Source organism: Paenibacillus sp. DP01 (assembly GCF_044784315.1).
Taxonomy (GTDB): Bacteria; Bacillota; Bacilli; order Paenibacillales; family Paenibacillaceae; genus Paenibacillus; species Paenibacillus polymyxa.
The window spans coordinates 3,581,279-3,607,421 of sequence record NZ_CP173059.1; the positions used below are offsets into that span (position 1 = coordinate 3,581,279).

Here is a 26,143-nt window from a genome sequence, read left to right on the forward strand (position 1 = left end):
ACAAAGGATAGCTAGGCGGCTTGCTGCATATTTTTTGTATCAATGATAAGCTTGGACGTTAATGTTGCGAGTCAAGGTCAGAACAACGGCAGTTGATCTAGGTTATTAGAAGGATCTCCATCGGCATCCCCTCGAATTCGTTTGCTTCCATCCTTGGCCTTGAACACGTTGACGCCTGCAATTGAACCTGCTTCAATCTCGTTCAACGCTTGGCTATAATCCAAAATCCGTCCAGTAGACGTCTGAAATGACGCAAGATCGCCATCCCCGTTTTTACGTACTGCCGTAATTTGTTCTCGTTCTGTATTAGCCATGCTGCATCGCTCCTTATCCATAGTATAGTGGAGGAACTTTTACTAGCATGCGCATTGTACAGCTTTGTATACACCCTGTGCCTCGACTACAACTTTTTACGCATACGTACATGCGGTATTCCCGCATCATCAAAAGGTTCATCGGAGATCGTTTCATAGCCAAGCTTTTCGTAAAACTTCTCAGCTTGACATTGAGCATCTAACAACGAGTATCTCAGCCCAAGTTCACGTGCACGTTCCTCCAGTGCTAGCAGTAATACACGTCCATAACCTGCTGCACGATGCTCCTTGAGAACGGCAATACGTTGCATTTTAGCTGTCTCTTCATCATAATATGTCAGCCGACCAGTAGCCACCATTTCCCCATGTTCACAAATTAGCAAATGATGGGCGGTATCTCCCAGCTTGTCATAATGATCAATTTCAAGATCCAGAGGAACCTTCTGCTCTTCGACAAACACTTTGGTACGGATCAATATTGCCTTCTGCAGTTGCTCTTCTGTTGTTACAGTTATAATTTCTGCGGCCATCATCAGTTCCTCCTATCCTTAATTTCAAATGTAAACTCACTAAATTTGAATTATATATATAAATAGTCATGAAGTACAGGCTGATTTCTATCTTTTCACTTTACATATATGGTTAATACATGATATTATCTAGTAACTACAGGACGGTAGCTCAGCGGGAGAGCATTATCTTGACAGGGTAAGGGTCATGGGTTCGATCCCCATCCGTCCTATACCGACCCCCCCTTGATTTATAGGGGGGGTTCTTATTTTTATAAACTCATATCCGATACGAAATATGGCTCTGATACGAATTTAATACGAATCACTTTTTGATACAAAAAAGCAGCGGCTAAGATCCGCTGCTTTCGTTGTTTTGGAACACATCAAAATTAGTACCATCATGCCAGTTACGAAATACCAATTTACTGATATATATTTCCCTACCAGAAACTCGTAGGTCTTTTTTGGGCTCATCTTCATTATTTCCTCAACATACTTGGGGCGCAGAGTCATAGGGTATTGCGCCCAATCATTAGCCACTTTAATTTCGTTCATTTTCCCACTCTTTCTCTACTCCTTCTCAACAAGAAGGTTCATAATAGAAGCAAACTTATTATATATCTTGTATTTCTCAAGAACTGCCTCTACAGCAGCCTGTGTCCGTTTCCGGTCGATCTCAGGAGAGAGGCTGCGCAGGACAATGGCAGAAAGAGTTCCAAAAAGAGTTCCAGAACGAATCGAAAATGACAAGCAGTATTCATAAATCCAAATCCAAAGCAATACGCGTATCAAATCCGCCAATAACCTCAATAGCGGGAACTTTTTCTTTTGACACTGCCACTATTGCAGGTTCATACCAGTAATCAATACCGCTGCTCACCGAACCAGTTCGGAGTAAACAGCCATTTAGAGTACGTAACATCATGCTAGAGGGGCACAATCGTCCACTAGTAACATACATCATTTACTGTATAAAAAATTCAACAGTATTATTTGTGCAAGATACCTGCAGTTCGTAGCCTACAAATCCAAGAATTAAAGTCTGCGACCAGACCTGCCACATCCGTAGCCTCGCTATTGTCCTGTGCTGCTGCCTGCTTCACTGTACCGTTTGCTGCTATTGTAGCCGCACTAACTAGCGTACCTGCAACAATAAGCGTACGAGCTGCAGCGGCATCTGCAGCCGCCATGGCAGGAATAGCAAAGCCTTCGCTCTCGGTCAGGCTACCATCCGCATGCAATTTAATAGCCAGTTGGTTATATTCTCCCGTGCCTGTAGGGACAACAGGGTTGCCGTATGCGTGTGGACCTGCAAAGCTTACTATTCTACCAGTGGGGCTATATTTACGAGCCTCAGCCTCGGTATTTACCACCTTAAAGATATTATCCGAACCAAGATACCCAAATCCGCCGTTACGTACTGCGCTTGCCTCTGTACTCATTACCAAACACTTCCTTTTCTATTATTTTTGCGTACAAAAAAGAGCAGCGTATCTACGCCACTCTCATTAAGTCTTTTAATTAGGTGCACGGTGTGGGAATTGAACCCACGCCGTTAGGTCTGTTTTACTCGGGCCCGTCTGTGCTCTACCATTAAGCTAACCGTGCATACTAGTGATATTGAAGATACTAAAAAGGTCGGCACGATAGCCGACCTTCTCACTGCATTTAAATAACTATAATTTGATTATTACAGTTCTCCTCGTGAAGTGCCTATACGAACAGAAAGCTCGCCCTCCATGTATGCTTTACCCGAGGAAAGAGATACATAATACTTATTAGCACCAGGCCAAGCGCTTGAACTGATTTCACTGTAAGTGCGACCAGGTTCTACACTTCCAGACAACATTTGTGAACCTGTTTCTGAGCCTCTGTTCACCGAAAATTTAATTGGCTGCTTACCGTCATTACGTATCCATACTTTAACATAGCCATAACCTGCGGGTATATCGAAATTTTCTGTAAGTTCTGTGTTGCGGAGAGTTCTATCAACCACCGATTTAGTGGCATAAGGAGTAATAACATGATCTCCCGCTTTTGGTGTATTCACATCGGTCGATGTGTTTGCAGATTGGGAAACTGCTGTAAAGTCAGTTGTAGCTGGTGCAACATCCGTAGCTGCCGCAGAAGCAGATAAGGGAATTGCAAGAGCTAATGATAAAACAGATACTGCAGAAGCTTTTTTAAGGTTTTTCATACTCATAAGCCTACTTTCTTTGATTTTTTTATCCTGCCAACTCTATCAACCAGCACAGTATGTAAGAAACTATTAGAGCATTCATGATTGATAAAGTTTTTACAGGTATTTATGAACATTTACATTATAAGTCTTTTGTTGTAATTATTCAACAAAAAATGGGTTTTGATTCCATGTTAGCAGAAGCCCGGATTTGAACCAGGACCAGCCAGAAATGAATCCAGTAGCACACCAAGTATTCTGCATGAAACCGCTGGCGGATTCGAACCACCGACACACCCACCCGTTCTTTTTCGCGAGAGGAATCGAACCTTCGTGGATATACCCCACTGCAGTTATGATAATAGATGTGGACATGGCACTTTCACCCTTGCATGCAGCCTTTTTCTAGGTACTTTCTTACGCGACCAGTTGCGCTCCTGATCCACTCTTTAGTGGCTAGGATCACTGTCATGAGGAGTGCGCTTGTCAGACGCACATTAGCAAGAGTGGAGTAGTGAAAACAGAAAGAGCAACATGCCCACTTATCCTACCCTTGCGGCTCTCTGTAGGTCTTATAGCAAGGGGATAACTGGTACCGCTCGTTTTACGCCCCACCGTCAAACAGGCATGTGTTTGTGTGGGGTGCTGCTCTCTCTTTGTTTTCCATGTTACTAATTTACCATGTGTAAAACCTAAAAGATCACAAATATTTTCATTTTACGATCAATTTTTTCGTAATATTTTTTCAATTCAATTTTTTGCTAGAATTACTATTATTGAAAGAGATATAAACAAAGAGGATTTGCGGCTTCAACAGGGAATATCTGCTGCTGCAATGGAAAAGATGAAAATATATCGTTCGAATTGTTGAATAAGATATGTACGCATTTCGGCGTTAGCAGCATCACACCACGCAACATTCAAGACTTTTATAATGATCAGCAAAAACCCTGTTTCGTTAGTCGAACGGCTAAAGCTCGAAAAAAGGAAATGCAGGTATGGACCTTGGAACAGGCACACGCCTTCCTAGAAGCTTCAAAAGACGATATGTATTATATTGTGCTCCTTCTTACTCTAACTACCGGAGTGCGGAGATATTAGGAATTCGGTAGAAGGACGTGGATTTCGATAAGAGAACTATATCAATCACTCAGATTATGAGTAGTGATGGTAAAGATTTTCAAGTTGGTGCTGAGAAGAGAAACTGGTCATTATTTAAGATTTAAGCGACAAAAAAAGCCAACCGGAAATAAGGTTGACTTTTTTATATACTCTAACACTACACTTAAGCAGCAATATCTCTTTTTTCAGCAAGATTGAATTCTAGAGAATTGTTCGGCAATACGTATCTCTTCTATTATATAGAAGAACAACTAAGCCCAGCACCCCAAGCAAATAAACCTAATGCCCCTAGATTACGATGTAAACTGCTCCACTCTCACTGTCAATCTCCGTCGGGTAAGTGGTCACACATCCAGTATCCGGCTCTTGCACCTGACCAGTGGACAGGTCGACTTTCCAATCATGGAGCGGACAATGGACCACCGATCCACATATCATTCCTTCGGATAGCCGTCCCCCTTTGTGTGGACAACGGTTCTCAAGCGCACGCACGCTGCCGTCACTAAGGCGAAATACGGCTATCTCTGCATTATGAATGCGAACTGTTCTTGCTCCACGTCGGTCAATCTCGTTCAGATCTGCTATCCTGATTCTGCTGGTTATCGTATTGCTCTCCATTTGGTCAGCCCCCTATTCCATTACTGCCTTAAGCTCCGGCAGCTGTACAAAGTTTTTGCGCAGCTCTTCGTTATGAATGATTTCGTGCCACGGATCAGTCGTTGTGCTTAACGTCTCCTCAATTCTGCTTACCAGTTGCTGCCTCGTCTCCGCGTTTGCTAATACCTGTTTGATCGAGTCCACGCCTACCCGTTCCACCCAATGAGCTGTACGCTCGTTCCAATTCGCCTGCTCACGGTAATACTGCAGATAGGCGCCAGTCCATTCCATCACTTCGTCCTCAGTTTTAACGGTACACAGCAGTTCTGCTGCCCGCACTTTAATCCCGCCGTTACCTCCAATATAGATCCCCCAGCCACCGTCAATAGCAACAACACCCAAGTCCTTGATCGTCGCTTCTGCGCAGTTACGCGGACAGCCCGACACAGCCAGTTTGACTTTGGATGGCGCATTCAGACGTTCGAATGCCTTTTCCAACCGGATGCCCATGCCCATAGCGTCCTGTGTGCCGAAGCGACAAAAAGTGTTACCGACACACGTCTTGACGGTTCGCAATGTCTTTCCATATGCATATCCCGATGGCATATCCAATTCGGACCAGATTCCCGGTAGATCTTCTTTTTTTACACCAAGCAGGTCAAGACGTTGGCCACCCGTAAATTTAACCAAAGGCACATTGTATTTCTCCGCGACAGCAGCAATCTTCTTCAGGTCGGCAGGTGAAGTAACTCCTCCATAAATGCGGGGCACCACAGAGTAGGTGCCATCTTTCTGAATATTGGCATGGTACCTTTCATTCGTAAATCTGGATTCCTTCTCATCCTCATAATCCAGTGGCCACAGCATACCTAGATAATAATTGAGGGCCGGCCGACATTTGGTGCATCCTTCAGGCTCGTTCCAGCCCAGCACGTTCATCACTTCTTTGACGCTCTTCAACCCCATTTCTCGGATACCATCAATAATCGCCTCCCGATCAAGTGTCGTACAGCCACATATCCCCTCTTTAATCGATTCTCCGGCTTCTGCACCTGCGTACAGCTGTAAGAGCCCCTCCACTAATGGCTTGCAGCCGCCGCATGATGCCGATGCCTTCGTGCAGGCCTTAATTTCCCCAAGACTCTTACAGCCAGCCGCAACCGCCTCTCCAATGTCACCCTTGGATACACCATTACATCCGCATACAATTTCGTCTTCAGGCATCTGCTCCAGCATCATGGTGCCACTACCTTCTGATTGACCAGGGTTAAAGCCAAGTAACAACTCTTTCTCTCGACCAACCACCGACTCCCCACTTTTAATCAGAGAAAACAACTTGGCTCCATCAGAGGTATCCCCAAACAGAACGGCACCGATCAGTTTTTCTTCCTTAATGACGATTTTTTTGTAGACGCCATCAATATCATCCTGATACCGCAGTGATCGCGTTCCCGACTCATCCTTGTAATTTCCTGCTGAAAATACATCGACGCCCGATACCTTCAATCTTGTAGAAGTAACGGAACCACTGTAGCCAGGAGTCTCCATTCCCGCGAGTCGCTGAGCCAGGACGCCCCCCTGCTCATATAATGGGGCAACCAGACCGTAAGTGATTCCCCGGTGTTCTGCACATTCTCCAACGGCATATATGCCAGGAATATTCGTTTCCATGTGATCATTTACGATGACACCGCGGTTTACGGGGATTCCCGCTGACACCGCCAGTTCAATGTCTGGTTTGATACCTACCGCCATAACGATCAAATCCGCTTCCAGTTCGCTGCCATCAGCAAACTTTAGCCCTTCCACGCGACGACGCCCGGTGATAGCCGCCGTCCGCTTATTGACCAGAAAAGTCATTCCCTGTTCCTCCAGCTCGCGCCGTAACATAAGGGAAGCAGCCTCATCCAGCTGCCGATCCATAATATAACCGTTAATATGAATAACTGTAACGTCCATTCCCAAATTGAGTAGCCCCCTGGCTGCCTCTAGCCCAAGCAATCCGCCGCCGATAACGGCCGCTTTTTTGTGCGTCTTCGCCGTCTCCATCATCATCTCGCAGTCACGAATATCCCGGAACCCAATCACACCATCCTTGTCGGCTCCTGGAAGCGGCAAAATGAAGGCTTTAGAACCTGTTGCCAACAACAGTAAATCATAAGAGACGCATACACCGGATCGTGAAGTCACCTGTCGCTTTTCCGTATCGATCGCTGTGACAGGATCATCGGTATACAATCGGATATTATTGTCTTCATACCAATTCCAATCGTTGATGATAATATCCTGCAAACCTGCTCCACCGGCCAGAACAGAGGACAGCATGATCCGATTATAGTTTGGATGGGGCTCGGCCCCAAATACCGTAATCTCATAGGCACCTGGTGCGATCTTCAGCAAATGTTCGAGAGTGCGTATCCCCGCCATTCCGTTGCCGACCAGCACTAATTTTTGGATGTAGTTCATTAGGTCACTCCCTCTCCATTTCTATCCTTAAAACATAAAAAGCCTGCTTCACATACGGGGATGCAAAACATCCCTCCACATGTGAAAACAGGCTCCATTGCCGTTTCATCGAATACGCCGTTGTATCCATCAGAGTATGAATTTAAAGTACTGTAGCCAATATATAACGATTCAAATCACATGTCAATATTCCTTACGCAAAATCTCGTAAAAATAATATTTTATCACTAAGTAACATATTGATGACGTATAAAATATCACTCTTCTACAAAATTAGGATTGATTTTCAGTCCAAAACACGCCAAAATGGTTTAAAAGTTCGTTTCCACTTCATTATGATGGAAAAGCAAACCCATCTCATCAAGTTATATGTCACATTTCTTATCAAGACATACAATCCTCATGCTTATTTACCCTTCATGTTAAAGAGAGGAGGAGCCCGCTTGCGTTCCTTGTTGGTAATTCACTCACATGCTGACCCTGCATCCGAGCAGGCAGACACCATTCCCTCATGGCAGGCAGAACCTGAGCACCTTTTAGAATCCAACGGATACCTGCCTTTGCCCTGCCGCCATGAATCTGAAATCAAACAGCTCATCCATAATGCAGATGCGGCCGTACTAAACATACCTGTCGGCACAATCAGCATGTGGAGTAGCAGGTTGGAGCAAACCAAAGCAATTCCGTTGCTCTGGTGGTGCAGCGCGACATCAGCGCTGTCATCGACGGAGGCTTGTGAAGCAGACGTGACTGTCGACGGTATTCTAACCCCTTCCATGGCAGCCCATGAGCTGAATTGGGCTCTTCATTTTAGCGCCAAACGCTTTTTTGAACGCCAGCATTGGCAAAGTGAACGCAAACAACTGACCGCTCGGCTGGAAGAACGCAAATGGATTGATATGGCGAAGGGGATACTTGGCGAAGTAAACGGCATCCCGGAAGCGGAGGCATATGATCTGCTGCGTAAAAAAGCGATGAATGAGCGCAAACGAATCGTTGATGTGGCCATCTCCATTGTGAAAGCACAGCAAATGCTAAAAGCATAAATCTGAAAGGGGCCTTGAACATGAATATCATTGAAATATTAAAAGAAGTTGGGCGCGGCAAAAGAGGCGCTCGTGATCTGAACTATGCCGAAGCCGAAGCTGCCGCCGAACTGATTATGACCCGGTCAGCAACCCCAGCTCAAATCGGTGCCTTCTTTGCCGCGGAACGCATCAAAATGGAGAGTGTTGCCGAGCTGGAAGCATTCGTTAATGTCTGTCGCAAATATTCCCACCGCTTTCCCATGCAGGAAGGCATTGATTTCGCCGGTCCGTACGACGGTAGGAAGTCATCATTTATTGCTACCTTCGCAACTGCCTTTCTACTTGCCTCATACGGATTACCTGTAACGATGCATGGGAGTGCACCCCTTCCTCCCAAATGGGGGGTTACACTCCCACTTTTGTTGCAGGAGATGGGGGTAGCGACTGCGGACATGTCACACGAAACCGCCATTCATGCTGCGAAGCAGACAGGCGTGCTTTTCGTTGTTTCCGAACAATGGTGCACGCCCCTGCGGGATCTGCGGTCTATTCGCGAAGAGTTGGGGCTTCGCACAGTACTGAACACAGCCGAGAAACTGGTTGATTACGGTTCCTCCCCGTACATTGTATTTGGTGTTTTCCACAACACCGTATTCGACAAGACGGCGAAGGTCATGCAAAATCTGAGTTATCGCAGGGCTTTGATCGTCCAGGGGAGCGAAGGATCGGAGGACCTATTCATCGACCGACCGACCCGGACTTACCTGTTTGCTAATGGTAAGGTGTCCCTCCAGGTTATAGATCCCGAAATGTACGGGCTGGATTCGGTAGTACCAGAACACCGCTGGACCCCTGCTGAACAGCTGCGCATATCAGAGGAAGTGTTGCAAGGCACAGCTCCTACTGCCTTCTCGAATCAAGTGTTGCTCAACGGCGCGGTACGACTGTTCATTGCAGGGCGGGTCGACTCCATTGAGGAAGGCTTGTACACCTGCAAGCCGCTGCTTGAAAACGGGAACGCCTGGGATTTGTACTGCCGCTGGCGTGAAGCTATGTTGAGAAAAGAAATAAAAACGGGTGCCAACACATCCGAAACCCATTTTCATTTATAAAACTCGCCTCCTGCAGTCCCGCATTTATCAGGACATAAACTGAACTACTCAAAAAGGTCCCCCCCATGCTCATGCAAAAGGGGCGGCCTTTTATGCAAGAAAAAGAAGATGCACTCACACCTTCCTGTTCTAGAACTGTGACCACTCCCCGTTATGTCCACTGGTTGCAGATACAGCTAGGCGGAGGGGACGGATGCGTACAGCTGCCGTCTTGAAGCCGGGCATCCGGCAGAACGGATCAAGGTCGGGACGGGTCGCCCGATTTACATTTTGCGTCCCGCCCCAATGCATGGGCACGAAAAGCGTGTCTTCGCGAATATGTGGCCTGATCCGGCTGCGGACGGTGAAGCTGCCGCGCTGGGATGTTATTTCCACCCACTCCCCGTCCCTGATATACCAGCGCTGCGCAGTACGCGGATGAATTTCTACATAATTCTCAATCTCACGCGCGGCCAGCGAAGGACTTCTGCGTGTTTGCGCGCCAGTCAAATAGTGAGCCAGCACGCGGCCATTCGTTAAAGTAAGCGGATATTCCTCGGATATTTCTTCTCCTGCTCCACAGCTTTCAACCACTGTAAAAACAGCCCTTCGGTCGGAAAGAGCAAAACTTTCCCGAAACATCGTATCCGTACCAGCTTCATCCATAGATGGGCATGGCCAATACACCCCTTCCTCGCGACGCAGCCTGTCATAAGTGATCCCGTAATAATCAGCAAGTCCCCCTCGGCTAGCGAGACGCAGTTCTTCAAAGATATCCTCTGCATCTTTATATGCGAAGTACCTCCCCTTGTTCAACCTTGCAGCTATTTGACATAAAATGCTCCAGTCATCTCTAGCTTCGCCCGGTGCAAGGCGCACCGCTTCCCGCAGCAAAACGCGGCCTTCCAGATTAGTCATCGTTCCCGTATTCTCCAAATAAGACGTCACAGGCAAAACAACGTCGGCCATTCGTGCCGTTTCAGTGAGAAACATATCCGCCACAATCAACAAATCCAGCTTTTCCAGCGCGTCCTCAACCAACCGTGCATTCGGGTTAGACACAACAGGATTAGAGCCCATCACGAACAGCGCTTGGATTTTTCTCTGATGAACCAGTTCCATCATTTCATAGGCCGACACTCCTTTTCCCGGCAAGCTGCTTGGTTCAACTCCCCACACGGACGCAACATAGGCTCGATCTTCTTCATTCTCAATCGATCTGTAGCCAGGAAGCTGGTCAGCCTTTTGACCGTGCTCTCGTCCCCCTTGCCCGTTTCCCTGACCTGTGATGGCCCCATACCCACACCCTTCTCTTCCAATCTTTCCGGTGGCCAGCACAAGATTAAGAAATGCACGCACTGCCATGTGCCCATCCGTCTGCTGTTCGACACCCCTGGCAGTAAAAACGATACCCGTTTCCACACTGCCAAAGGCACGCGCTGCCTGCCGGATCATCTCTGCCTCGACTCCGCACAGCGCAGCTGATTCGTTCAGATCCACCCCATCCAAATGAGTCAACAACTGTTCATACCCGTTGGTCCGCTTGCGGATAAATTCTTCATTTACCAATCCCTCATCCACGATGACCTTTAGCATGGCATTGGCCAGCACAGCATCCGTACCCGGTCTGATTTGCAGGTGCAGATCGGCTATTGCCGCTGTGGGTGTCGCGCGCGGGTCAATTACGATGACAAACGCACCATTTTCCTTCGCTTGGTGAAAATAAGGCATTAACGTCGGCTGACATTCAGCGATATTCGTACCTGCAAGCACAATACAACGAGCCAACGGAATATCAGCCAGCCTGCAGGTCAGTCCGCGGTCAATACCAAACACTTTGCTACCAGCAGATGCTGCCGCCGACATGCAGAAGCGCCCGTTATAATCAATATAGCGCGTACCTATAGCCACTCTGGCAAATTTCCCAAGTAAATAAGCCGTTTCATTCGATAGTGAGCCTCCGCCGTAAATGCCGATTCCATCAGGACCCTGCGTGGACAGTAGCGAGGAGAAACTGTTAGTTACAGCATCCATCGCCTCTCCCCATGGGACAGGAACGAGCCTGCCCTCTTTGCGCAGGAGAGGCTGTGTCAGCCTTTCTGCATGAGTTGCATGCTGATGCGCATTCATTCCCTTGATGCACAACCTGCCTTGTGAGGCTGCATTAGGTTTCCCTTCCGCTTTATACACCGTTCGAACGATACCCGCGAGTGCTTCCGTTTCCGTACTAACGGTCATCTTACATTGCACGCTGCAAAATGGGCACTGTGTCTCCACCACAGGGAGGACGTATTGACCGGCTTCCAGTTTGTTTTCTCCTAACTGACACATAAAAGTCACCTTCCCTCTCCATTCACTACAACTCCCACAATCCGTTAACCTGTCAGCATGGTGGACCGCAGGCTAACGGTCAGCTCACTTCGCAGAGTAACGTCGAGCACACTTTCCCGCAGCGCTAGAACGCCAGTCCGTTCAATCCATTCCCACATTTTCTCCCCATACCTAGCACTATGCCTGTATATTTGCAAGCAGGTTACAACCATCAGCACCACTTCTTCCGGATTCTCCTCCAATCCAAGCAGCAACCCCTGACGAACCGGATGTCCTGCATGGCCACCAGCATAAACCTCCCAACCTGCTGGAGATCGGGAGATTCCAATGTCATGGACAAGCACGCCATCGGGATACTCTGAACCCGGACTAACAGCAACCGCAACTGGTGACGGTAATGAAAGACTGCCCCATACTGCTGCCAGCCGCTCTCTCAGCCAGATCACTCCACCAGAAGCCTGATCGATCGGGGCAGGATCAACAAAATCCCTACGTTCAACATCCAAATTTGTAAAACTCAGGCCCACAGAACCCGCTTCCCCTTCGTATGGTACGGTGGGCTGAAGCGCAACGCCTATTCCCAGTTGATTTGTTGCAGATCCGTTCCGCAAACCTAGAGATTCCAGATAATAAAGTACAGCAGGACGACATAATTCACAGCCCTGCTGCCTGGTCCAACCGAGACGAGATACTACTTCCTCTAGAGTTCGACAAACTGCGTCCACCATCGCTGTCTTAAGCGAATCATGATCATAATGCGTACAACCACACACAGGGACAACCTCTTGAGCAGTCGGAGTAACCACAGGTCCAGAAGCTGTCGCTCGGGACAAACCATTTTTGACCAGTGCAGCCACTAGCGGCCGGCAACCACCGCAGGAACCGGACGCTTTGGTCCGGCTCTTCACCTCTTCGACTGTTTTCAGCTTATCCGTGGCAATCACTCGCAAGATATCCCCCTTGCTCACACCGTTACATGCGCATACCGTCTCTCCTTCGGGCAATGCTTCCGCAGCATCCTCTGCTTTGCTTTTGCTGTTATTCTGAGGTGTAAGCCCTGTAGGTGGCGCGCCGCGCCGTACCATTCCAAGCAGCGAGGTGCTTTCCGCCGTATCCCCGAATAAAATCGCTCCAGTAATAGCGCCAGCGCGCATCATCACTTTTTTGTACATCTCCTGCATACCGTTATATTCCATGATCGCAATCTCGTTTCCCTCTTCACGAATGTCTCCTGCCGAAAACACATGAATTCCCGCAACCTTGAGCTGGGCATAGGGAACCGTCCCTTCATAAGGAGCCGTTTCACGACCACAAATCACCTTTGCCAGCACTTTGCCCTGCTCATATAGCGGCGCCACCAGCCCATATGAAATTCCACGGTGCTCAGCACATTCGCCAACTGCGTAAATACCAGGAATACTCGTGCGCATATAATCATCCACGACAATGGCACGGTTTACTGTCAGACCACTGTCCTGAGCCAAAGCGATATTGGGCCGGATACCAACCGCCAGCACGACCAAGTCTGTTTCCAATCTGTTCCCGTCCGCAAACATCAATCCTTGTGCCCGGTTGCGGCCTATAATATTGACCGTATCCTTCGCCAAATGAAACCGCATGCCCTGCTGCTCCAACCGCCGTTGTAAAAGCACAGCCGCAGTACGGTCAAGCTGACGATTCATCAGATACTGCGCATTATGAACAACGTCAGTTTCCATCCCTAGATTCAGCAAGCCTTGAGCAGCCTCAAGCCCCAATAGCCCTCCTCCGATGACGGTGGCCTTGCGATACGTTTTGGCATATCTGGCCATGGTTTCACAGTCATTTACATCACGAAAAGCGATTACTCCCTCTTTTCGGACTCCGGGAATGGGAGGTATGAAAGGCAAAGAGCCAGTTGCCAGTATGAGAATGTCATAGGGCTCTTGAATGCCGGATTCCGTTTCCACCATACCGGTTGCTACATCAATACGACACACACGTTCACCAGCTTGCAACTTTACCCCATTTTCTTCGTACCAGTCCCAGCTATGGGTAACAATATGTTGGAACGAGCTCTCCTCCTGAAGCATTTTGGACAGGAGCACACGATTGTACCCGGGACGTGGCTCTGCACCAAATATTGTGATTTGGAATCGCTCCGGCTCCAGACTGAGAATTTCCTCAACACATTTGATGCCTGCCATACCATTACCGATGACGACCAGTCTTTTTATCATAATTAATCCAGCCCCATTCTCTGAACCTAAAATAAGACAGAAAAAGCCCTTCTCCATTCGATGGAAAAGGGCACCGTTGCCGTAAATGTCGGCACATCGTTGTACCGATATGTACTTAAGATTACTGAATTGTGAGTATTATGTCAATATTCAATACATGAAACCTGTATTTAAACCTATTTTTTAATTTATTATAATTTTAATGTTATGTATATTGACACAAGTAGAATATCTTTTTATAATTTGAATTAAAATCACTACCATGTGATCATACCCAAGCGATGCACAATGAAGTGTGTCAAACACGGCAATGAAGCCGCAAAACGTTCCCAATATCAATGACGGGACGATTTGCGGCTTTTTATGTTCAGCAGAGGGCTGAAGTCTAAGGCCTGAGCTCTACAAACCCCAATAAGAACAGGAGAGATGGAGAATGAAGAAAAAAAGTTTCTGGCACAGCGGACACAAGCCCACCCTTTTTGGCTCTTTTTTGTATTTTGATATTAGCTTTATGATATGGGGAATGATTGGACCGTTGGTCGTTGTCATTGCTAATGATTATCCAATGGACCCTGTACAAAAAGCCAACCTTGTCGCTCTCCCGATACTCAGCGGCTCTCTGTTGCGACTCGTGCTTGGATTCATGTCAGATTATATCGGTCCGAAGCTCACGGGACAGATCGGTATGCTTATCACGATCATTCCTCTCCTGCTCGGCTGGCTGTGGGTTGATTCGCTGGAGCAGTTGTACACTGTCGCCCTGCTTCTGGGTGTGGCCGGCGCCTCATTTGCAGCTGCACTACCGTTGGCTGGCCAATGGTACCCCAAAGAGCATCAAGGTCTGGCCATGGGAATTGCCGGTGCCGGCAACAGCGGGACCGTCCTCGCAACTTTGTTTGCCAACCGTATTGCCCAACATTTTGGCAGTTGGGAGGTCGTGTTTGGATTGGCCATTATCCCAATTTTCATCGTCTTTGTTCTGTTCAGTATTTTTGCCCGCAACAGCCCTCATCGCCCAGTACCAAAAAGTCTGGCGCAATATGCTTCGGTGCTCAAACAGAGGGATGCCTGGGTGTTCTGTGCCTTTTATTGCGTGACGTTCGGTGGGTTCGTCGGCCTTTCTAATTATTTGACCATTTTCTTCAATACCCAATACGGCCTCTCTGCGGTGCATGCCGCTGATTTTGCAACCGTTTGTGTGATTGCCGGAAGCTTCTTTCGTCCTGTAGGCGGCTTTTTGTCTGACCGGATTGGTGGTTCTCGCATGTTAATGTATTTGTATGCCGGGGCCGGGATGATGCTCGCCAGCATAGCATTTTTGCCACCACTTGCCGTAGTCGTAGTTCTGCTGTTCGTAGGCATGATGTGCCTTGGGGCTGGCAACGGCTCCGTATTCCAGCTTGTGCCGCAGCGATTCGGCAACGAAATCGGGCTTATGACCGGCATCGTCGGGGCTGCTGGTGGCATAGGCGGATACTGTCTTCCTCTTATTCTGGGCCATCTGTACAAATTAACGGGTTCTTACATGCCTGGCTTCATCTGTCTAAGTCTGATCACATTCTGTGCTTTTGTCCTCGTCATTATCATGCAATTGAAATGGCGCAACAGCTGGATGCAACGCTCTGCTCCAGGCGCTAATGAAGCCGTAAACCGAATCGGAGAATTAAATATCTGACTATCCACTAAATAGACAGCCACCAAACGTTTAGATTTTAAGCCTCAATTATCCCTTATAATAAAAAATAGCTTAACTTCATTTATAGAAAAATGAAGTTAAGCTATTCCTCTATACATATTCAATCAAATTATAAGAGCTATGAAAAAAGTCACACTTATTGAATATTTACCGAAAATATTATGAAAATTCAATGAATTTTTCATTTGAAAATCATTGAAAACCGCTTTAATTTTCATATTTTTTCTTATGTAAACACTTATATAACCATTTTTCACACAACATACTTGTTCACTTGGTTTAAAATAAGGCGTATACTTGTTCACGAATTGTTCAAGGATTAACCGAATGTATTTTTTAGAAAGAAGGAATTGGAAATGCGTGCTTTTCATGTTACGGAAAATGGAACTATCGAAACTAAATTAACCGGAAAAGATCTTCTTGCCAACCCACTGCTGAACAAAGGAGTGGCTTTTACGCTAGAAGAACGTCAGCAACTTGGACTTGACGGCCTCCTTCCTCCTACCATACTCACGATTGAGGAACAGGTTCAACGGGTGTATGAGCAATTTCAAAGCCAACCGGATAATTTACGTAAAAACGTTGCATTAAATGATCTTTTTAATCGGAATACTGTCCTTTATTATCGTTTGCTTTCCGAGCACTTGAGCGAGATGCTTCCGATTGTCTATACACCAACAGTCGGTCAGGCTATTCAGGAATACAGTCATGAATATCATAAACCGGGCGGTATGTATCTATCTATTGATAATCTTGCTGGCATCAAAGAAGCTTTTAAAAATTTGAACTTGGGTCCTGATGATATCGATCTGATCGTAGCCACAGATTCTGAAAGTATTTTGGGAATTGGGGACTGGGGAGTTGGCGGTATTAACATCTCTATTGGTAAGCTTGCTGTATATACAGCCGCTGCTGGTATTGATCCTAGCCGGGTACTGGCCGTTGTGCTGGATGCAGGTACAAACAATGAAAAGCTGTTAGAAGATCCTTTATACATGGGGAATCGTCATAAGCGTGTACGTGGAGAACAATATGATCAATTTATTGATACTTATGTTCAAGCTGCACTTTCTTCTTTCCCGAACGCACTGCTGCACTGGGAAGATCTAGGTAACGTCAATGCTCGGAATATTATTAATAAGTACGGAAATAATATCTTAACGTTTAATGATGACATTCAAGGTACCGGTGCAGTTACACTTGCAGGTGTGATGTCTGGTGTCCAATTGTCCGGAATCCCTCTGAGCAAGCATCGGGTTCTAGTGTTTGGTCCAGGAGCTGCCGGAATCGGCAATGCAGACCAAATTAGTGCGGCCATGATGCTGGAAGGATTGTCAGAAGCTGAAGCAAGACGTAACTTCTGGGCATATGATTACCGTGGCCTGCTTACCAATGAAACGGAAGGACTTTTGCCATTCCAGGTCCCTTATGTGCGTGATGCTGCCGAATGCCGTGACTGGGAGCATGCTGAAGATGGCAAAATCCCTCTGCTTGAAGTTATTCGCCGCGTGAAACCGACGATTATGATCGGAACTTCCGGTGTTACTGGAGCATTTAGTGAGGAAATCGTGAAAGAGATGGCCAAGCATACAGAACGCCCTATTATTATGCCAATGTCCAATCCGACTCCTCTGGCGGAGGCAACTCCTGAAGACCTGATCCACTGGACTGAAGGAAAAGCGCTTATTGCAACAGGAAGCCCTTTTGAGCCAGTAATCTACAACAATATTACGTTTGAAATTGGGCAATCCAACAATGCTTTTGTATTCCCGGGTCTTGGTCTTGGAGCAATCGTAGTAAAATCCAAAATTATAACAGATAGTATGTTTGCAGCAGCTGCCCATGCAGTAGCTCAAATGGTTGATTTGTCACAGCCTGGTGCTTCCCTGCTGCCAAAAATCAACGAACTGCGAGAAGTATCTGAAGCTGTAGCAGTGGCTGTCGCCAAGGCAGCCGTTCAAGATGGAGTAGCGCGTCATCAGCCGGATGATATCGTACAAGCGGTTCGGGAATCCATGTGGGAATGCAAATATAAACCCATCAAACAGTATGGACAGGAAGCCGTTCTGGTTTAAAAATAGCGAACAACATCAAAATTTATACATGCTGTAAGCAAAGTGATTATTTAACTGATGTCCGCCATTTTTGGCGGACATCTTTATTGGAGGCGACATCATGGCTACAGGTCATATCTTTATTATTTTAATTCCTATTTTCTTTGTCATTTTAATTGGTTATTTTGCAGGTTTTTTTAAGGCCTTTAACCCAGCTTCTTCTAAGGGACTAAATACACTGGTAACCAAATTTGCTTTACCTGCACACTTGTTTATTGGTATTACGACGACACCAAGAGAGACATTAATCCAAAAGTGGCCCTTTCTTGTTGCTTTGCTGCTTGGGGTGATTGGCTTTTATATTGTATTGCTCATCTTATATCGCTTGATTGCAAAAAAAGGCCTGACAGAATCCTCCATGTTCGCATTGAATTCGACACAGCCCTCTTTTGCATTCATGGGGATTCCCGTTTTGGGAAGCTTGTTCGGAAGTGCGGCAGTCGCCATTCCTATTGCGATTACCGGCATCGTTGTTAATGCGATTCTTGATCCGCTTGCAAGTATTTTGGGAACGGTCGGCCAGCGCAAATCAACACAATCTGACGACACAAAAGGCAATTTATTTAAAGTCACTATAAAATCTGTCCTTCATGGACTCAGTGAACCGCTGGCTTGCGTACCCTTGATTGGTGTTGTATTGACTTTATGCGGATTCCAAGCTCCGAAACTTTTGCAATCTATGTTTGACCAAATCGGCAATATTACTGCGGGTACGGCTCTATTTGCTATTGGGGTAACTATTGGGATTAAAAAGATTACGTTCAGTCCAAAAGCACTTAGTATCGCTGTGCTGAAAGCGATCGTAATGCCTATGGTTATGCTCGGTATTGCTGTTCTGATCGGACTGTCCCCTGAGGATGTAACCAAAGCCGTACTGCTTGTCGCATTTCCCGGCTCTGCTGTAGCCGCTATGATCGCGACCCGCTATGAATCACTGGAAACAGAAGCGGCATCTGCATTTGTTATAAGCTCAGTATTATCGCTTTTTTCGCTCCCTCTGCTCATTTCACTACTTGTATAATGACAGAAAGCTTTCAACGTTCAGCGAAAGACTGTTATATATAATGATTAAGGGCATTCGTTCGCCCGCATTTATCTTATTTTTTAAATATTGTTCAAACAATAAAGTAATTTAGTTGTATTTGAGTTGAAACCAGCTATCCTGTCTTGCTAGCAAGCGGCGACCTACATTTATTGCATGTGGGTTGCCGCTTTTTATTTTTGGTAAGCTTCCATACAATTTGTTGGTTCTCATCATTATTTTCATTATCCATCAGTAAGTATATCCCAATTGTAATAATTCGCTAACATTTATAAAGGAAATTGACGAAATATATAAGGGATAGCTGTACTGTAGCATTAAATTAAAATTTAAAGGAGAAGAAACTTGTGAAAAACTTGAAGTGGAGCACTATGTCCTTTTTTGGTAAAAATCTATTAATATCTTTTCTTAACATCGTATTAATAGGTGCTATTCTTATCACATCTAGCTATATACTTCAAAAGAACATTCTCACCACGCAGCTGCAAGATCAGGTTAAAGTGCTGACCAAAAAATGGGCAGAAGATGTTGACAAAACAAAAGTACAACAAGCATTAAGCGAAAAAGATTATAACGGTTCTGTTCAACAGGAATTACGTAAATTTCTAGATTCTATTCACACATTTTATCCTAATGTCGCCCAAGCTTACATATTTGGGACAGAACTAAAAGAAGGAAATCAAACCTCCATTATTGGCGTTCCCACTAATTTGGTTCAAGCTTTCCAAGACTCGAAGATGAATATTGGGGATATGTACACTCTGCCTGACGAAAATGCAGAAGCCGTAAATAAAGTGCTTCAATCCAATGAATCAGCATTGAGCAGCTTTTATACGGACGAATATGGCACATGGACTACGATTGTTTACCCGATTACAGACGCAAGTGGTAAAGTCACAAGTGCAATTTACTTTGACGTAGATGCGAGCTCTGTACCTACGGGTCTTCATAAGCTGCTTGTATATGGTGTTTCACTGCTCATTCTGTTTCTTGCTATCTTCTTGACGATTCAATACTTGCTGGTAAAACGCACGCTCTCCCCAATTCGTTCCTTGATGAAGGGAATTGAAGAAGTCAGCGAGGGTAATCTGAATGTGAAAATTAAGTCAGGACTAGACGACCTTGGTATTATTAATCAAAAATTTAATTCTATGATCAAGCGCCTTAACGATACAATGGTGAAAGTACAGGATACGACGCAAGAAGTAACGGGATCAGCCCAGGAATTGTTAAGTATCAGCGAGAAAAACAGTACGAATACAAACGTCATTAACAGCAATATCCGGGAAATAACCCAGGGGCTTGAGGCTCAGGATCACGCAGCACTTGAAAGCTCCAGGGCTATGAATGAAATGTCTACAGTGATCCAAACCATCGCTGAAAGCTCCTCTTCTGTTGCGGATCAAGCTTATTCCATGGAAAAGCGCTCCGTTGAAGGCAATCAGGTAGCTCAAAAGCTATCCACTCAGATGGACTCTATCTCCACTACAATGGAAAGTACAGTTGATTCCGTTAATGCATTGCAGAACCGTTCTAACGAAATCAGTAATATTGTAAGCATCATTACCGGTATTGCCAGCCAAACGAATCTGCTTGCCCTCAACGCTTCGATTGAAGCTGCCAGAGTCGGCGAAGAAGGCAAAGGTTTTGCAGTAGTAGCTGGAGAAGTGCGTAATTTGGCTGAACAGTCTCAAGAATCCGCCAAACAAATTGCAGAGCTTATTGAAGAAATTCAAAAAGAGATTGAACAAACTGTAAAAGGCATTAGCCTGGGTACAAAAGAAGTTCACGTCGGACTGGAAGTTACGAAGCAGACAGGCGAAATGTTCTCTGAAATTTTAGAAGCGTCCAACAAAGTGTCGTCACAAATCCAGGAGGTATCCAGTGCAACTGAGCAAATCTCGGCCAGCACGCAGGAAATGTCAGCTACCTCGGACGAGTTGTCTTCCACAGTTAGCAAAACAGTCAACAGCAGCAAACAAATTGAACAAACCATTGGGGAACAGACAGAGTCTATGGCTTCGATTGTCCAAGCTTCGGACAAGCTTACATTGATGTCCGGGGAGCTGGAAGAGCTTATTTCATTCTTCAAGGTAAACCGGGAAGTCTAAACATTATAACTACCCAATCATCATAAAACAAAGAACCTCTAATCTGCATAGAATGCACATTAGAGGTTCTTTGATATGCTCTTACATCGTTCTTTAGTTTAAAAAGCCTTCCAACGCTGAGGTTGGCTTACCGTCAGCCTGCCAAGCACCTTTGTTATAGCCTTGATTATAACCTGGGGTTGCAGCTGGCTCCCAATAAAATACGCCCACGCCTTTACCGCCTCCGATACTCCGAACCTTCGTTTTGATTGCAGAAATAAATGCCTTGGAAGCAGCAGGTTCATTATATTCCATCCCGATTTCACTGATAACAATGCCTTTACCATATTTCGCAATGAGGCTATTGGCATTGGTAATCGTCTGATCCACCTTACCCTGCCAGTCAGAGGAAGACGGATATAAAGACAGTCCAATAAGGTCAAACTGAGCTCCATTATCAATCAGTCCACCAATGTTCCAGTTCAAAACGGAACTGTTATCCCCATTAGCTAAATGTACGATCGTCTTGGTGCTGTTGCTTACGGATTTAACAGCGTTATTCCCTGTATTGACGAGCCACGCATAGTTTTTCATATTCACTGAGGCTTTGCCGTCATCCCAGAGCATGCCATTGTTCGTTTCATTGCCGATTTGCACCCAATCCGGTGTCACACCCTTGCTCTTCATCGTGTTCATAACATAGACGGTATGGGACCAGACCGCATCCATAAGTTGTGTAAATGTAAAATTGCGCCATGCGTAAGGCTTGTTCTGCTGTCCTGGGTCAGCCCATGAATCGCTATAATGCAGGGTCAGCATAACGCTCATGCCTAACTTTTGAGCTCGCTGCGCAAGTTCTGCTGCCTTCTCGGCATTCATGTATCCGCTTGCATAATCCTTCATGTCAGGATTTACCCACACTCGAATACGAACCGAATTGATCTGATAATCGTCCCGTAAAATTTGCAGCACATCCCGGCGAACCCCTTTTTTATCCTTCCAGGTCATACCTTGGGCTTCCATCCCTGCGACCCAGCTTATATCTGCTCCTTTGGCGAAAGCAGGGGCGGCCGAAGCCGCACCCCCTCCCACAGAGCCCAATGGGTACAAAAAGCTGGATAACAAGATCAACATCGCAAATACCATAGTACGTTTACCTGTTTTCATAAGTCATCCCCAATCTAAATTGTATACTCACATTGCCTCTGGCCAATCCACCTGCTCCCTCACTCGGGAATCGGCGGCGATCACATGTATAACGTGTTCTAATTATTGCGCGCTGTCTTTAGAACCTTAACAGCATAGGCACCCAATTGAACGCTGCTGTCTGCTACCACAAGATTTTCAAGCATATCCGCATAAGTTCGTCCATCCAGTGTAATCTCTTGCGGCTCATGCGTAAAATTCATTACAAAAATATAATCATGAACTCCATCGGTACGAATCGCTGTGTTCACTCCATGTGGCAACTGCACATCGAGTGCTTTACTGAGACCTGCCTCATCAATTAAACTCTTGTAAAAATGACTATGGAATAGTCCGTTGTTGCGTGATGCGATGTAATAAGCTTTTCCCTGTCCCAAACGGTTCACCGTCAAAGCTGGACGTCCTGCATAAAAGTCTGTCCCGTACTTAGCCAGTACCTCTGCACCCTCCGTATGAATGAGATCACACAATTCAACAGCTTCATATTCCCCTTGTAGATCCAGCTCATTGCCTTCAATCGGTATAATGTAGTTACGATCATGATCATGCAATCCATCAATCTCTTCCGACCAGATTCCCAGCGTTTTACGAAGCGGCCCTGGAAAGCCTCCAAGAAAGCATAAATCATGTTCATCCACGATGCCAGACCAATAGGTTGCTACGAAAATGCCGCCATTTTCGACAAACTTCTGTATGCGCTCCCCTACACCGCTGCGGACCATATACAACATCGGAGCGACCAAAAGTTTATATTTGGAGAAATCTGCATCCATATGAATGACATCTACTGGCACTCCCTGCTCCCATAAAGCCAAATAATGTGCTTCAGCTGTCTCCTCATATTTCACGCCTTTGTTCCGCGGTCCCTGTGAATCGTTGATTCCCCAACGGTTCTCCCAGTCAAAAATGACTGCGGCCTCAGCCGGTACGGATGTACCGACCACCTCTTCCAGTTTTTCCAGCGCATGACCGACATCTGTCACATCCCCGAATACCCGAGTATGCTCGTGTCCTACATGATCGACGACTGCACCATGCAGCTTTTCACTCGAACCGCGACTTTTCCGCCACTGAAAATATTGAACGGTGTCTGAGCCGTGCGCCACAGCCTGTAAAGACGATAGCAGATGCATACCCGGTCGCTTCAGCTTGCTAACGTCTTGCCAGTTTGTCAAACTTGGCGTACTTTCCATGAGCATCCAGGGTTTCCCACCTTTAATGGAGCGAATAATATCGTGCATCATAGCCACTCTCGCAGCCTGACGGCTGTCATCCCCTTCACGGTCATGCCACGTCGGATAACTGTCCCAGGATATAACATCGAGCAGATCAGCAAACTTCCAGTAATTCAATCCTTCAAAAAACTCCATTAAATTGGTTGTGACTGGAATGTCCGGATTCGCAGCCTTGAGCGGCACAATCTCATGTTTGATAAAATCTGCGGTCTGTTCGGTTACAAATCGTCTCCAGTCCAAATTCATGGCATGAACCTGCGTTTCACCATGAGGTGCCGGAGATTCAACTTGGCTCCAGTCCGTAACTGTATGACTCCAAAATGTCGTCCACCATGCATGATTAAGTTTATCTAACGTACCATATTTATCCTGCACCCAAGCGCGAAACGCCTCCTGACAATAATCACAGTGACAATCTCCACCAAATTCATTGGAAATGTGCCAGCCAATAACAGCAGGATGATTAGCATATCGCTCAGCCAGCTTCGTATTCATGATACGTACTTTTTCCCGGTATACAGGCGACGTATAACAGTGGTTATGTCGAAACCCGTGCAAGTTACGGACACGGTTAACCCCTACACGCAGCACCTCGGGATATTTTTGCGACATCCAGGCTGGTCTTGCTCCGCTCGGAGTGGCCAAAAACGCATAGATTCCGTTCTCAGCAAACGAATCCAGAATACGATCCAGCCATTCAAACGTAAATACACCTTCCTCAGGCTCCAAGGATACCCATGAGAAAATGCCGACAGACATTACGTTGCATTTGGCTAGTTTCATCAAGCGGATATCCTCCGCTAACACCTCGGGATATTGCTGCCATTGCTCCGGGTTATAGTCTGCTCCATGCAGCATACGCGGAACTCGCTCACTAATGGGAGGGTACTTGGTTATGTTTGGATATGTCACTGTAAATCATCTCCTTGTATTAGTTCTGTTACTCTTTGACGGAACCTAACGTCATACCTTTAACAAAATACTTTTGTAAAAATGGATATACAATAAGAATAGGCGCTGCACCAATGAAAATTTGTGCTGCATTAACCGTCGTCTGAGACAGTAATTCCATCTCTTTGGGACTCATGCTCATGGAGCTCATATCCTTCTGTATAATTACAGTTTGCAGGAACGTCGCCAGCGGATAATCCTTTGCATTGCTCAAATAGAGCAGACCATCAAACCATGAGTTCCAATGAAATACCATACTGAACAGCGCAATCGTCGCAATGGAAGGCATGGATATCGGTAAGAAAATACTAAACAATGTCCGAAAATGCCCTGCTCCGTCGATCAATGCCGCCTCTTCCATCTCTTTGGGGATACCTCTGAAAAAATTCAGCATAAGAATGACCAGAAATGTATTGACCGCTCCTGGCAATACAAGTACCCAGAAGCTGTCCATAAGATGAATCTTTTGAATAACCATATAAAATGGAACCAGACCACCGTTAAAAATCATACTAAATACAAACAGCCATGAATAAATGTTGCGACTACGGAACACCGTGGTTTCCTTCGAAAGCGGATAAGCAGCTAAAAAGGTAATCAGCAGCGTCAAGCCGGTTCCCAAGACAGTTCGGCAGACGGAAATCCAGATGGAGTGCAGAAAAATTGGGTTATTCATCGTCTTCTTATAGGCTTCTAAAGAAAATTGCACTGGCCACAGTCCAACCAGATTGGCATCTGCTGCTGATTTAGCACTAAACGATACCGCCAACACATGGATCAGTGGAACGATACACATGATAGACAATATCACAAGCAAGCAAATGTTGAACACATTAAAAATGCGGTATGGCGTTGTTTTATGATACATGACTCTCCCTCTTTCAGCCTCGTGGAATCAGAATATGCGGTAACCTGCCCATTTGTAAGCAAGCCGATAAGATATCAGAATGAGAATCATACTGATAACGGATTTGAACAACCCAATGGCGGTAGCAAAGCCCATCTCCCCATTGATCAATGCTGTCCGGTAGACGAATGTGTCAATAATATCGCCTTTTTGGTATACCAGCGGATTATAAAGGTTGAAAATCTGGTCAAAACCAGCATTCAGAACATTACCAAGGGCAAGCGTCCCAACAACGACCACCATCGGGATCAATGATGGTACAGTAATGTGCAGCGTCTGTCTCCACCGGCTCGCTCCATCCATTTCAGAAGCCTCATACAACGAAGGATTGATACCCGCCAGTGCAGCGAGGAATACGATGGTATTGTAGCCAAACTCTTTCCATATGTCCGATACAATGACGGTAAAACGAAACCAGTTGTTATCTCCCAGAAAGAAGATAGGCTGGATTCCTATACTTCCAAGAATCCGGTTCATAAATCCGTCAGTAGCCAACAGATCAATCAGAATTCCGCCCAAGATTACCCAGGACAGAAAGTGTGGCAGATACACCAATGTCTGAATGGAGCGCTGAAGTCCGACCTTGCGAATTTCATTCAGCAGGATAGCAAAAACAAACGGAACCAGCAGATTGAAAAACATCTTTAACACAGCAATAATCAGCGTATTCCATACGACCTGAAGACTGTCCTCCCGTTGGAACAAAAAGCGGAAATTATCCAGTCCAACCCATTCAGAACCAGTTATGCCTAGCCAAGGTTTGTAATTTTGAAAGGCCATCACGATGCCGCCCATTGGAATGTAGCTGAATACAATTAAGAAAATGATGGCTGGCAGCAGCATGATATGAAATGGCCACGTACGTTGCAGACTTCTCATTGCAGTTCCTCCTGTAATTCTCATGGTATACCTCAATTATAAAAGCGTTTTCGCAGTCCCAACAGTTCAAAAAACCAACATACATGGCACAAAAGCAATCATTTTTATTTAATCCATATGAAGCTGAAGTAAAAAGGCTGTCCACCTTGGGACAGCCTTTTTCA

18 protein-coding genes and 2 tRNA genes are annotated in these 26,143 nt (G+C 45.9%); 7 read left to right on the forward strand and 13 right to left on the reverse strand.

Features of this window, described 5'->3' with window-relative positions; translation table 11 throughout:
* Positions 1-77: 77 nt before the first annotated feature.
* Positions 78-314 (reverse strand): DUF3892 domain-containing protein, encoded by a 237-nt coding sequence (locus tag ACH59B_RS15820; RefSeq protein WP_016822393.1) that lies wholly within the window; start codon positions 312-314, stop codon positions 78-80.
* An 86-nt stretch (positions 315-400) separates the two neighbouring features.
* Complete coding sequence (locus tag ACH59B_RS15825; RefSeq protein ID WP_017427817.1) at positions 401-844, reverse strand: GNAT family N-acetyltransferase; 444 nt, start codon at positions 842-844, stop codon at positions 401-403.
* 140 nt (positions 845-984) lie between these two features.
* Between ACH59B_RS15825 and ACH59B_RS15830 the strand changes: the two genes are divergently transcribed.
* Positions 985-1,056: transfer RNA gene (locus ACH59B_RS15830), tRNA-Val, on the forward strand.
* Positions 1,057-1,815: 759 nt separating this feature from the next.
* Here ACH59B_RS15830 and ACH59B_RS15835 read toward each other — a convergent pair.
* The 5 genes from ACH59B_RS15835 to nirB (ACH59B_RS15855) all read right to left on the reverse strand — a co-directional run bounded on the left by ACH59B_RS15835 (position 1,816) and on the right by nirB (ACH59B_RS15855) (position 7,190).
* Complete coding sequence (locus tag ACH59B_RS15835; protein WP_404302059.1) at positions 1,816-2,268, reverse strand: head fiber protein; 453 nt, start codon at positions 2,266-2,268, stop codon at positions 1,816-1,818.
* A gap of 84 nt (positions 2,269-2,352) precedes the next feature.
* A tRNA-OTHER gene (locus tag ACH59B_RS15840) sits at positions 2,353-2,434 on the reverse strand.
* A gap of 82 nt (positions 2,435-2,516) precedes the next feature.
* The gene (locus tag ACH59B_RS15845; RefSeq protein ID WP_117288960.1) at positions 2,517-3,029 is read right to left on the reverse strand and encodes a hypothetical protein; all 513 of its coding nucleotides are present in this window, start codon (positions 3,027-3,029) and stop codon (positions 2,517-2,519) included.
* A gap of 1,386 nt (positions 3,030-4,415) precedes the next feature.
* The gene (nirD, locus tag ACH59B_RS15850; protein ID WP_019687974.1) at positions 4,416-4,745 is read right to left on the reverse strand and encodes a nitrite reductase small subunit NirD; all 330 of its coding nucleotides are present in this window, start codon (positions 4,743-4,745) and stop codon (positions 4,416-4,418) included.
* A 12-nt stretch (positions 4,746-4,757) separates the two neighbouring features.
* The gene (gene nirB / locus ACH59B_RS15855) at positions 4,758-7,190 is read right to left on the reverse strand and encodes a nitrite reductase large subunit NirB (RefSeq protein WP_404302061.1); all 2,433 of its coding nucleotides are present in this window, start codon (positions 7,188-7,190) and stop codon (positions 4,758-4,760) included.
* Between the two features lie 443 nt (positions 7,191-7,633).
* On the opposite strand from nirB (ACH59B_RS15855), the gene ACH59B_RS15860 reads away from it, so the two are divergent.
* Positions 7,634-8,236, forward strand: a complete 603-nt coding sequence (locus ACH59B_RS15860; RefSeq protein ID WP_016822405.1) for an ANTAR domain-containing response regulator — start codon at positions 7,634-7,636, stop codon at positions 8,234-8,236.
* Between the two features lie 20 nt (positions 8,237-8,256).
* Positions 8,257-9,330, forward strand: coding sequence for an anthranilate phosphoribosyltransferase (locus tag ACH59B_RS15865; RefSeq protein WP_404303981.1), 1,074 nt, complete (start codon positions 8,257-8,259; stop codon positions 9,328-9,330).
* A gap of 129 nt (positions 9,331-9,459) precedes the next feature.
* On the opposite strand, the gene ACH59B_RS15870 is transcribed toward ACH59B_RS15865, so the two are convergent.
* Both ACH59B_RS15870 and nirB (ACH59B_RS15875) read right to left on the reverse strand, forming a co-directional pair.
* The gene (locus ACH59B_RS15870) at positions 9,460-11,640 is read right to left on the reverse strand and encodes a molybdopterin oxidoreductase family protein (protein WP_404302063.1); all 2,181 of its coding nucleotides are present in this window, start codon (positions 11,638-11,640) and stop codon (positions 9,460-9,462) included.
* A 44-nt stretch (positions 11,641-11,684) separates the two neighbouring features.
* Positions 11,685-13,859 carry a nitrite reductase large subunit NirB gene (gene nirB / locus ACH59B_RS15875; RefSeq protein ID WP_123797372.1) on the reverse strand — a complete coding sequence of 725 codons (2,175 nt, stop codon included), beginning with the start codon at positions 13,857-13,859 and terminating at the stop codon, positions 11,685-11,687.
* 433 nt (positions 13,860-14,292) lie between these two features.
* Between nirB (ACH59B_RS15875) and ACH59B_RS15880 the strand changes: the two genes are divergently transcribed.
* The 4 genes from ACH59B_RS15880 to ACH59B_RS15895 all read left to right on the forward strand — a co-directional run bounded on the left by ACH59B_RS15880 (position 14,293) and on the right by ACH59B_RS15895 (position 20,822).
* A complete protein-coding gene (locus ACH59B_RS15880) occupies positions 14,293-15,534 on the forward strand; it encodes a NarK/NasA family nitrate transporter (RefSeq protein ID WP_123797373.1) in 1,242 nt (413 codons plus the stop codon).
* Positions 15,535-15,911: 377 nt separating this feature from the next.
* Positions 15,912-17,630 (forward strand): NAD-dependent malic enzyme, encoded by a 1,719-nt coding sequence (locus ACH59B_RS15885; protein ID WP_045244409.1) that lies wholly within the window; start codon positions 15,912-15,914, stop codon positions 17,628-17,630.
* Between the two features lie 100 nt (positions 17,631-17,730).
* On the forward strand, positions 17,731-18,690 hold the full coding sequence (locus ACH59B_RS15890; RefSeq protein WP_404302066.1) for an AEC family transporter: 960 nt from the start codon (positions 17,731-17,733) through the stop codon (positions 18,688-18,690).
* 368 nt (positions 18,691-19,058) lie between these two features.
* The gene (locus ACH59B_RS15895) at positions 19,059-20,822 is read left to right on the forward strand and encodes a methyl-accepting chemotaxis protein (RefSeq protein ID WP_404302068.1); all 1,764 of its coding nucleotides are present in this window, start codon (positions 19,059-19,061) and stop codon (positions 20,820-20,822) included.
* A gap of 93 nt (positions 20,823-20,915) precedes the next feature.
* Here ACH59B_RS15895 and ACH59B_RS15900 read toward each other — a convergent pair whose 3' ends face one another.
* The 4 genes from ACH59B_RS15900 to ACH59B_RS15915 form a co-directional block, all read right to left on the reverse strand.
* Entirely contained in the window at positions 20,916-21,968 is a 1,053-nt protein-coding gene (locus ACH59B_RS15900; RefSeq protein ID WP_404302070.1) for an arabinogalactan endo-beta-1,4-galactanase, read from the reverse strand.
* A gap of 98 nt (positions 21,969-22,066) precedes the next feature.
* Positions 22,067-24,154 carry a beta-galactosidase gene (locus tag ACH59B_RS15905; protein WP_404302072.1) on the reverse strand — a complete coding sequence of 696 codons (2,088 nt, stop codon included), beginning with the start codon at positions 24,152-24,154 and terminating at the stop codon, positions 22,067-22,069.
* A 28-nt stretch (positions 24,155-24,182) separates the two neighbouring features.
* Positions 24,183-25,061 (reverse strand): carbohydrate ABC transporter permease, encoded by an 879-nt coding sequence (locus ACH59B_RS15910; protein WP_016822415.1) that lies wholly within the window; start codon positions 25,059-25,061, stop codon positions 24,183-24,185.
* Between the two features lie 27 nt (positions 25,062-25,088).
* A complete protein-coding gene (locus ACH59B_RS15915; RefSeq protein WP_016822416.1) occupies positions 25,089-25,979 on the reverse strand; it encodes a sugar ABC transporter permease in 891 nt (296 codons plus the stop codon).
* Positions 25,980-26,143 lie beyond the last annotated feature (164 nt).

Excerpts from the sequence above, each read along its gene's own strand:
- ACH59B_RS15820 (WP_016822393.1), bottom strand. The coding sequence starts at position 314 with ATGGCTAATACAGAACGAGAACAAATTACGGCAGTACGTAAAAACGGG.
- ACH59B_RS15825 (WP_017427817.1), bottom strand. The coding sequence starts at position 844 with ATGGCCGCAGAAATTATAACTGTAACAACAGAAGAGCAACTGCAGAAG.
- ACH59B_RS15835 (WP_404302059.1), bottom strand. The coding sequence starts at position 2,268 with ATGAGTACAGAGGCAAGCGCAGTACGTAACGGCGGATTTGGGTATCTT.
- ACH59B_RS15845 (WP_117288960.1), bottom strand. The coding sequence starts at position 3,029 with ATGAGTATGAAAAACCTTAAAAAAGCTTCTGCAGTATCTGTTTTATCA.
- nirD (WP_019687974.1), bottom strand. The coding sequence starts at position 4,745 with ATGGAGAGCAATACGATAACCAGCAGAATCAGGATAGCAGATCTGAAC.
- nirB (WP_404302061.1), bottom strand. The coding sequence starts at position 7,190 with ATGAACTACATCCAAAAATTAGTGCTGGTCGGCAACGGAATGGCGGGG.
- ACH59B_RS15865 (WP_404303981.1), top strand. The coding sequence starts at position 8,257 with ATGAATATCATTGAAATATTAAAAGAAGTTGGGCGCGGCAAAAGAGGC.
- ACH59B_RS15870 (WP_404302063.1), bottom strand. The coding sequence starts at position 11,640 with ATGTGTCAGTTAGGAGAAAACAAACTGGAAGCCGGTCAATACGTCCTC.
- nirB (WP_123797372.1), bottom strand. The coding sequence starts at position 13,859 with ATGATAAAAAGACTGGTCGTCATCGGTAATGGTATGGCAGGCATCAAA.
- ACH59B_RS15880 (WP_123797373.1), top strand. The coding sequence starts at position 14,293 with ATGAAGAAAAAAAGTTTCTGGCACAGCGGACACAAGCCCACCCTTTTT.
- ACH59B_RS15885 (WP_045244409.1), top strand. The coding sequence starts at position 15,912 with ATGCGTGCTTTTCATGTTACGGAAAATGGAACTATCGAAACTAAATTA.
- ACH59B_RS15890 (WP_404302066.1), top strand. The coding sequence starts at position 17,731 with ATGGCTACAGGTCATATCTTTATTATTTTAATTCCTATTTTCTTTGTC.
- ACH59B_RS15900 (WP_404302070.1), bottom strand. The coding sequence starts at position 21,968 with ATGAAAACAGGTAAACGTACTATGGTATTTGCGATGTTGATCTTGTTA.
- ACH59B_RS15910 (WP_016822415.1), bottom strand. The coding sequence starts at position 25,061 with ATGTATCATAAAACAACGCCATACCGCATTTTTAATGTGTTCAACATT.
- ACH59B_RS15915 (WP_016822416.1), bottom strand. The coding sequence starts at position 25,979 with ATGAGAAGTCTGCAACGTACGTGGCCATTTCATATCATGCTGCTGCCA.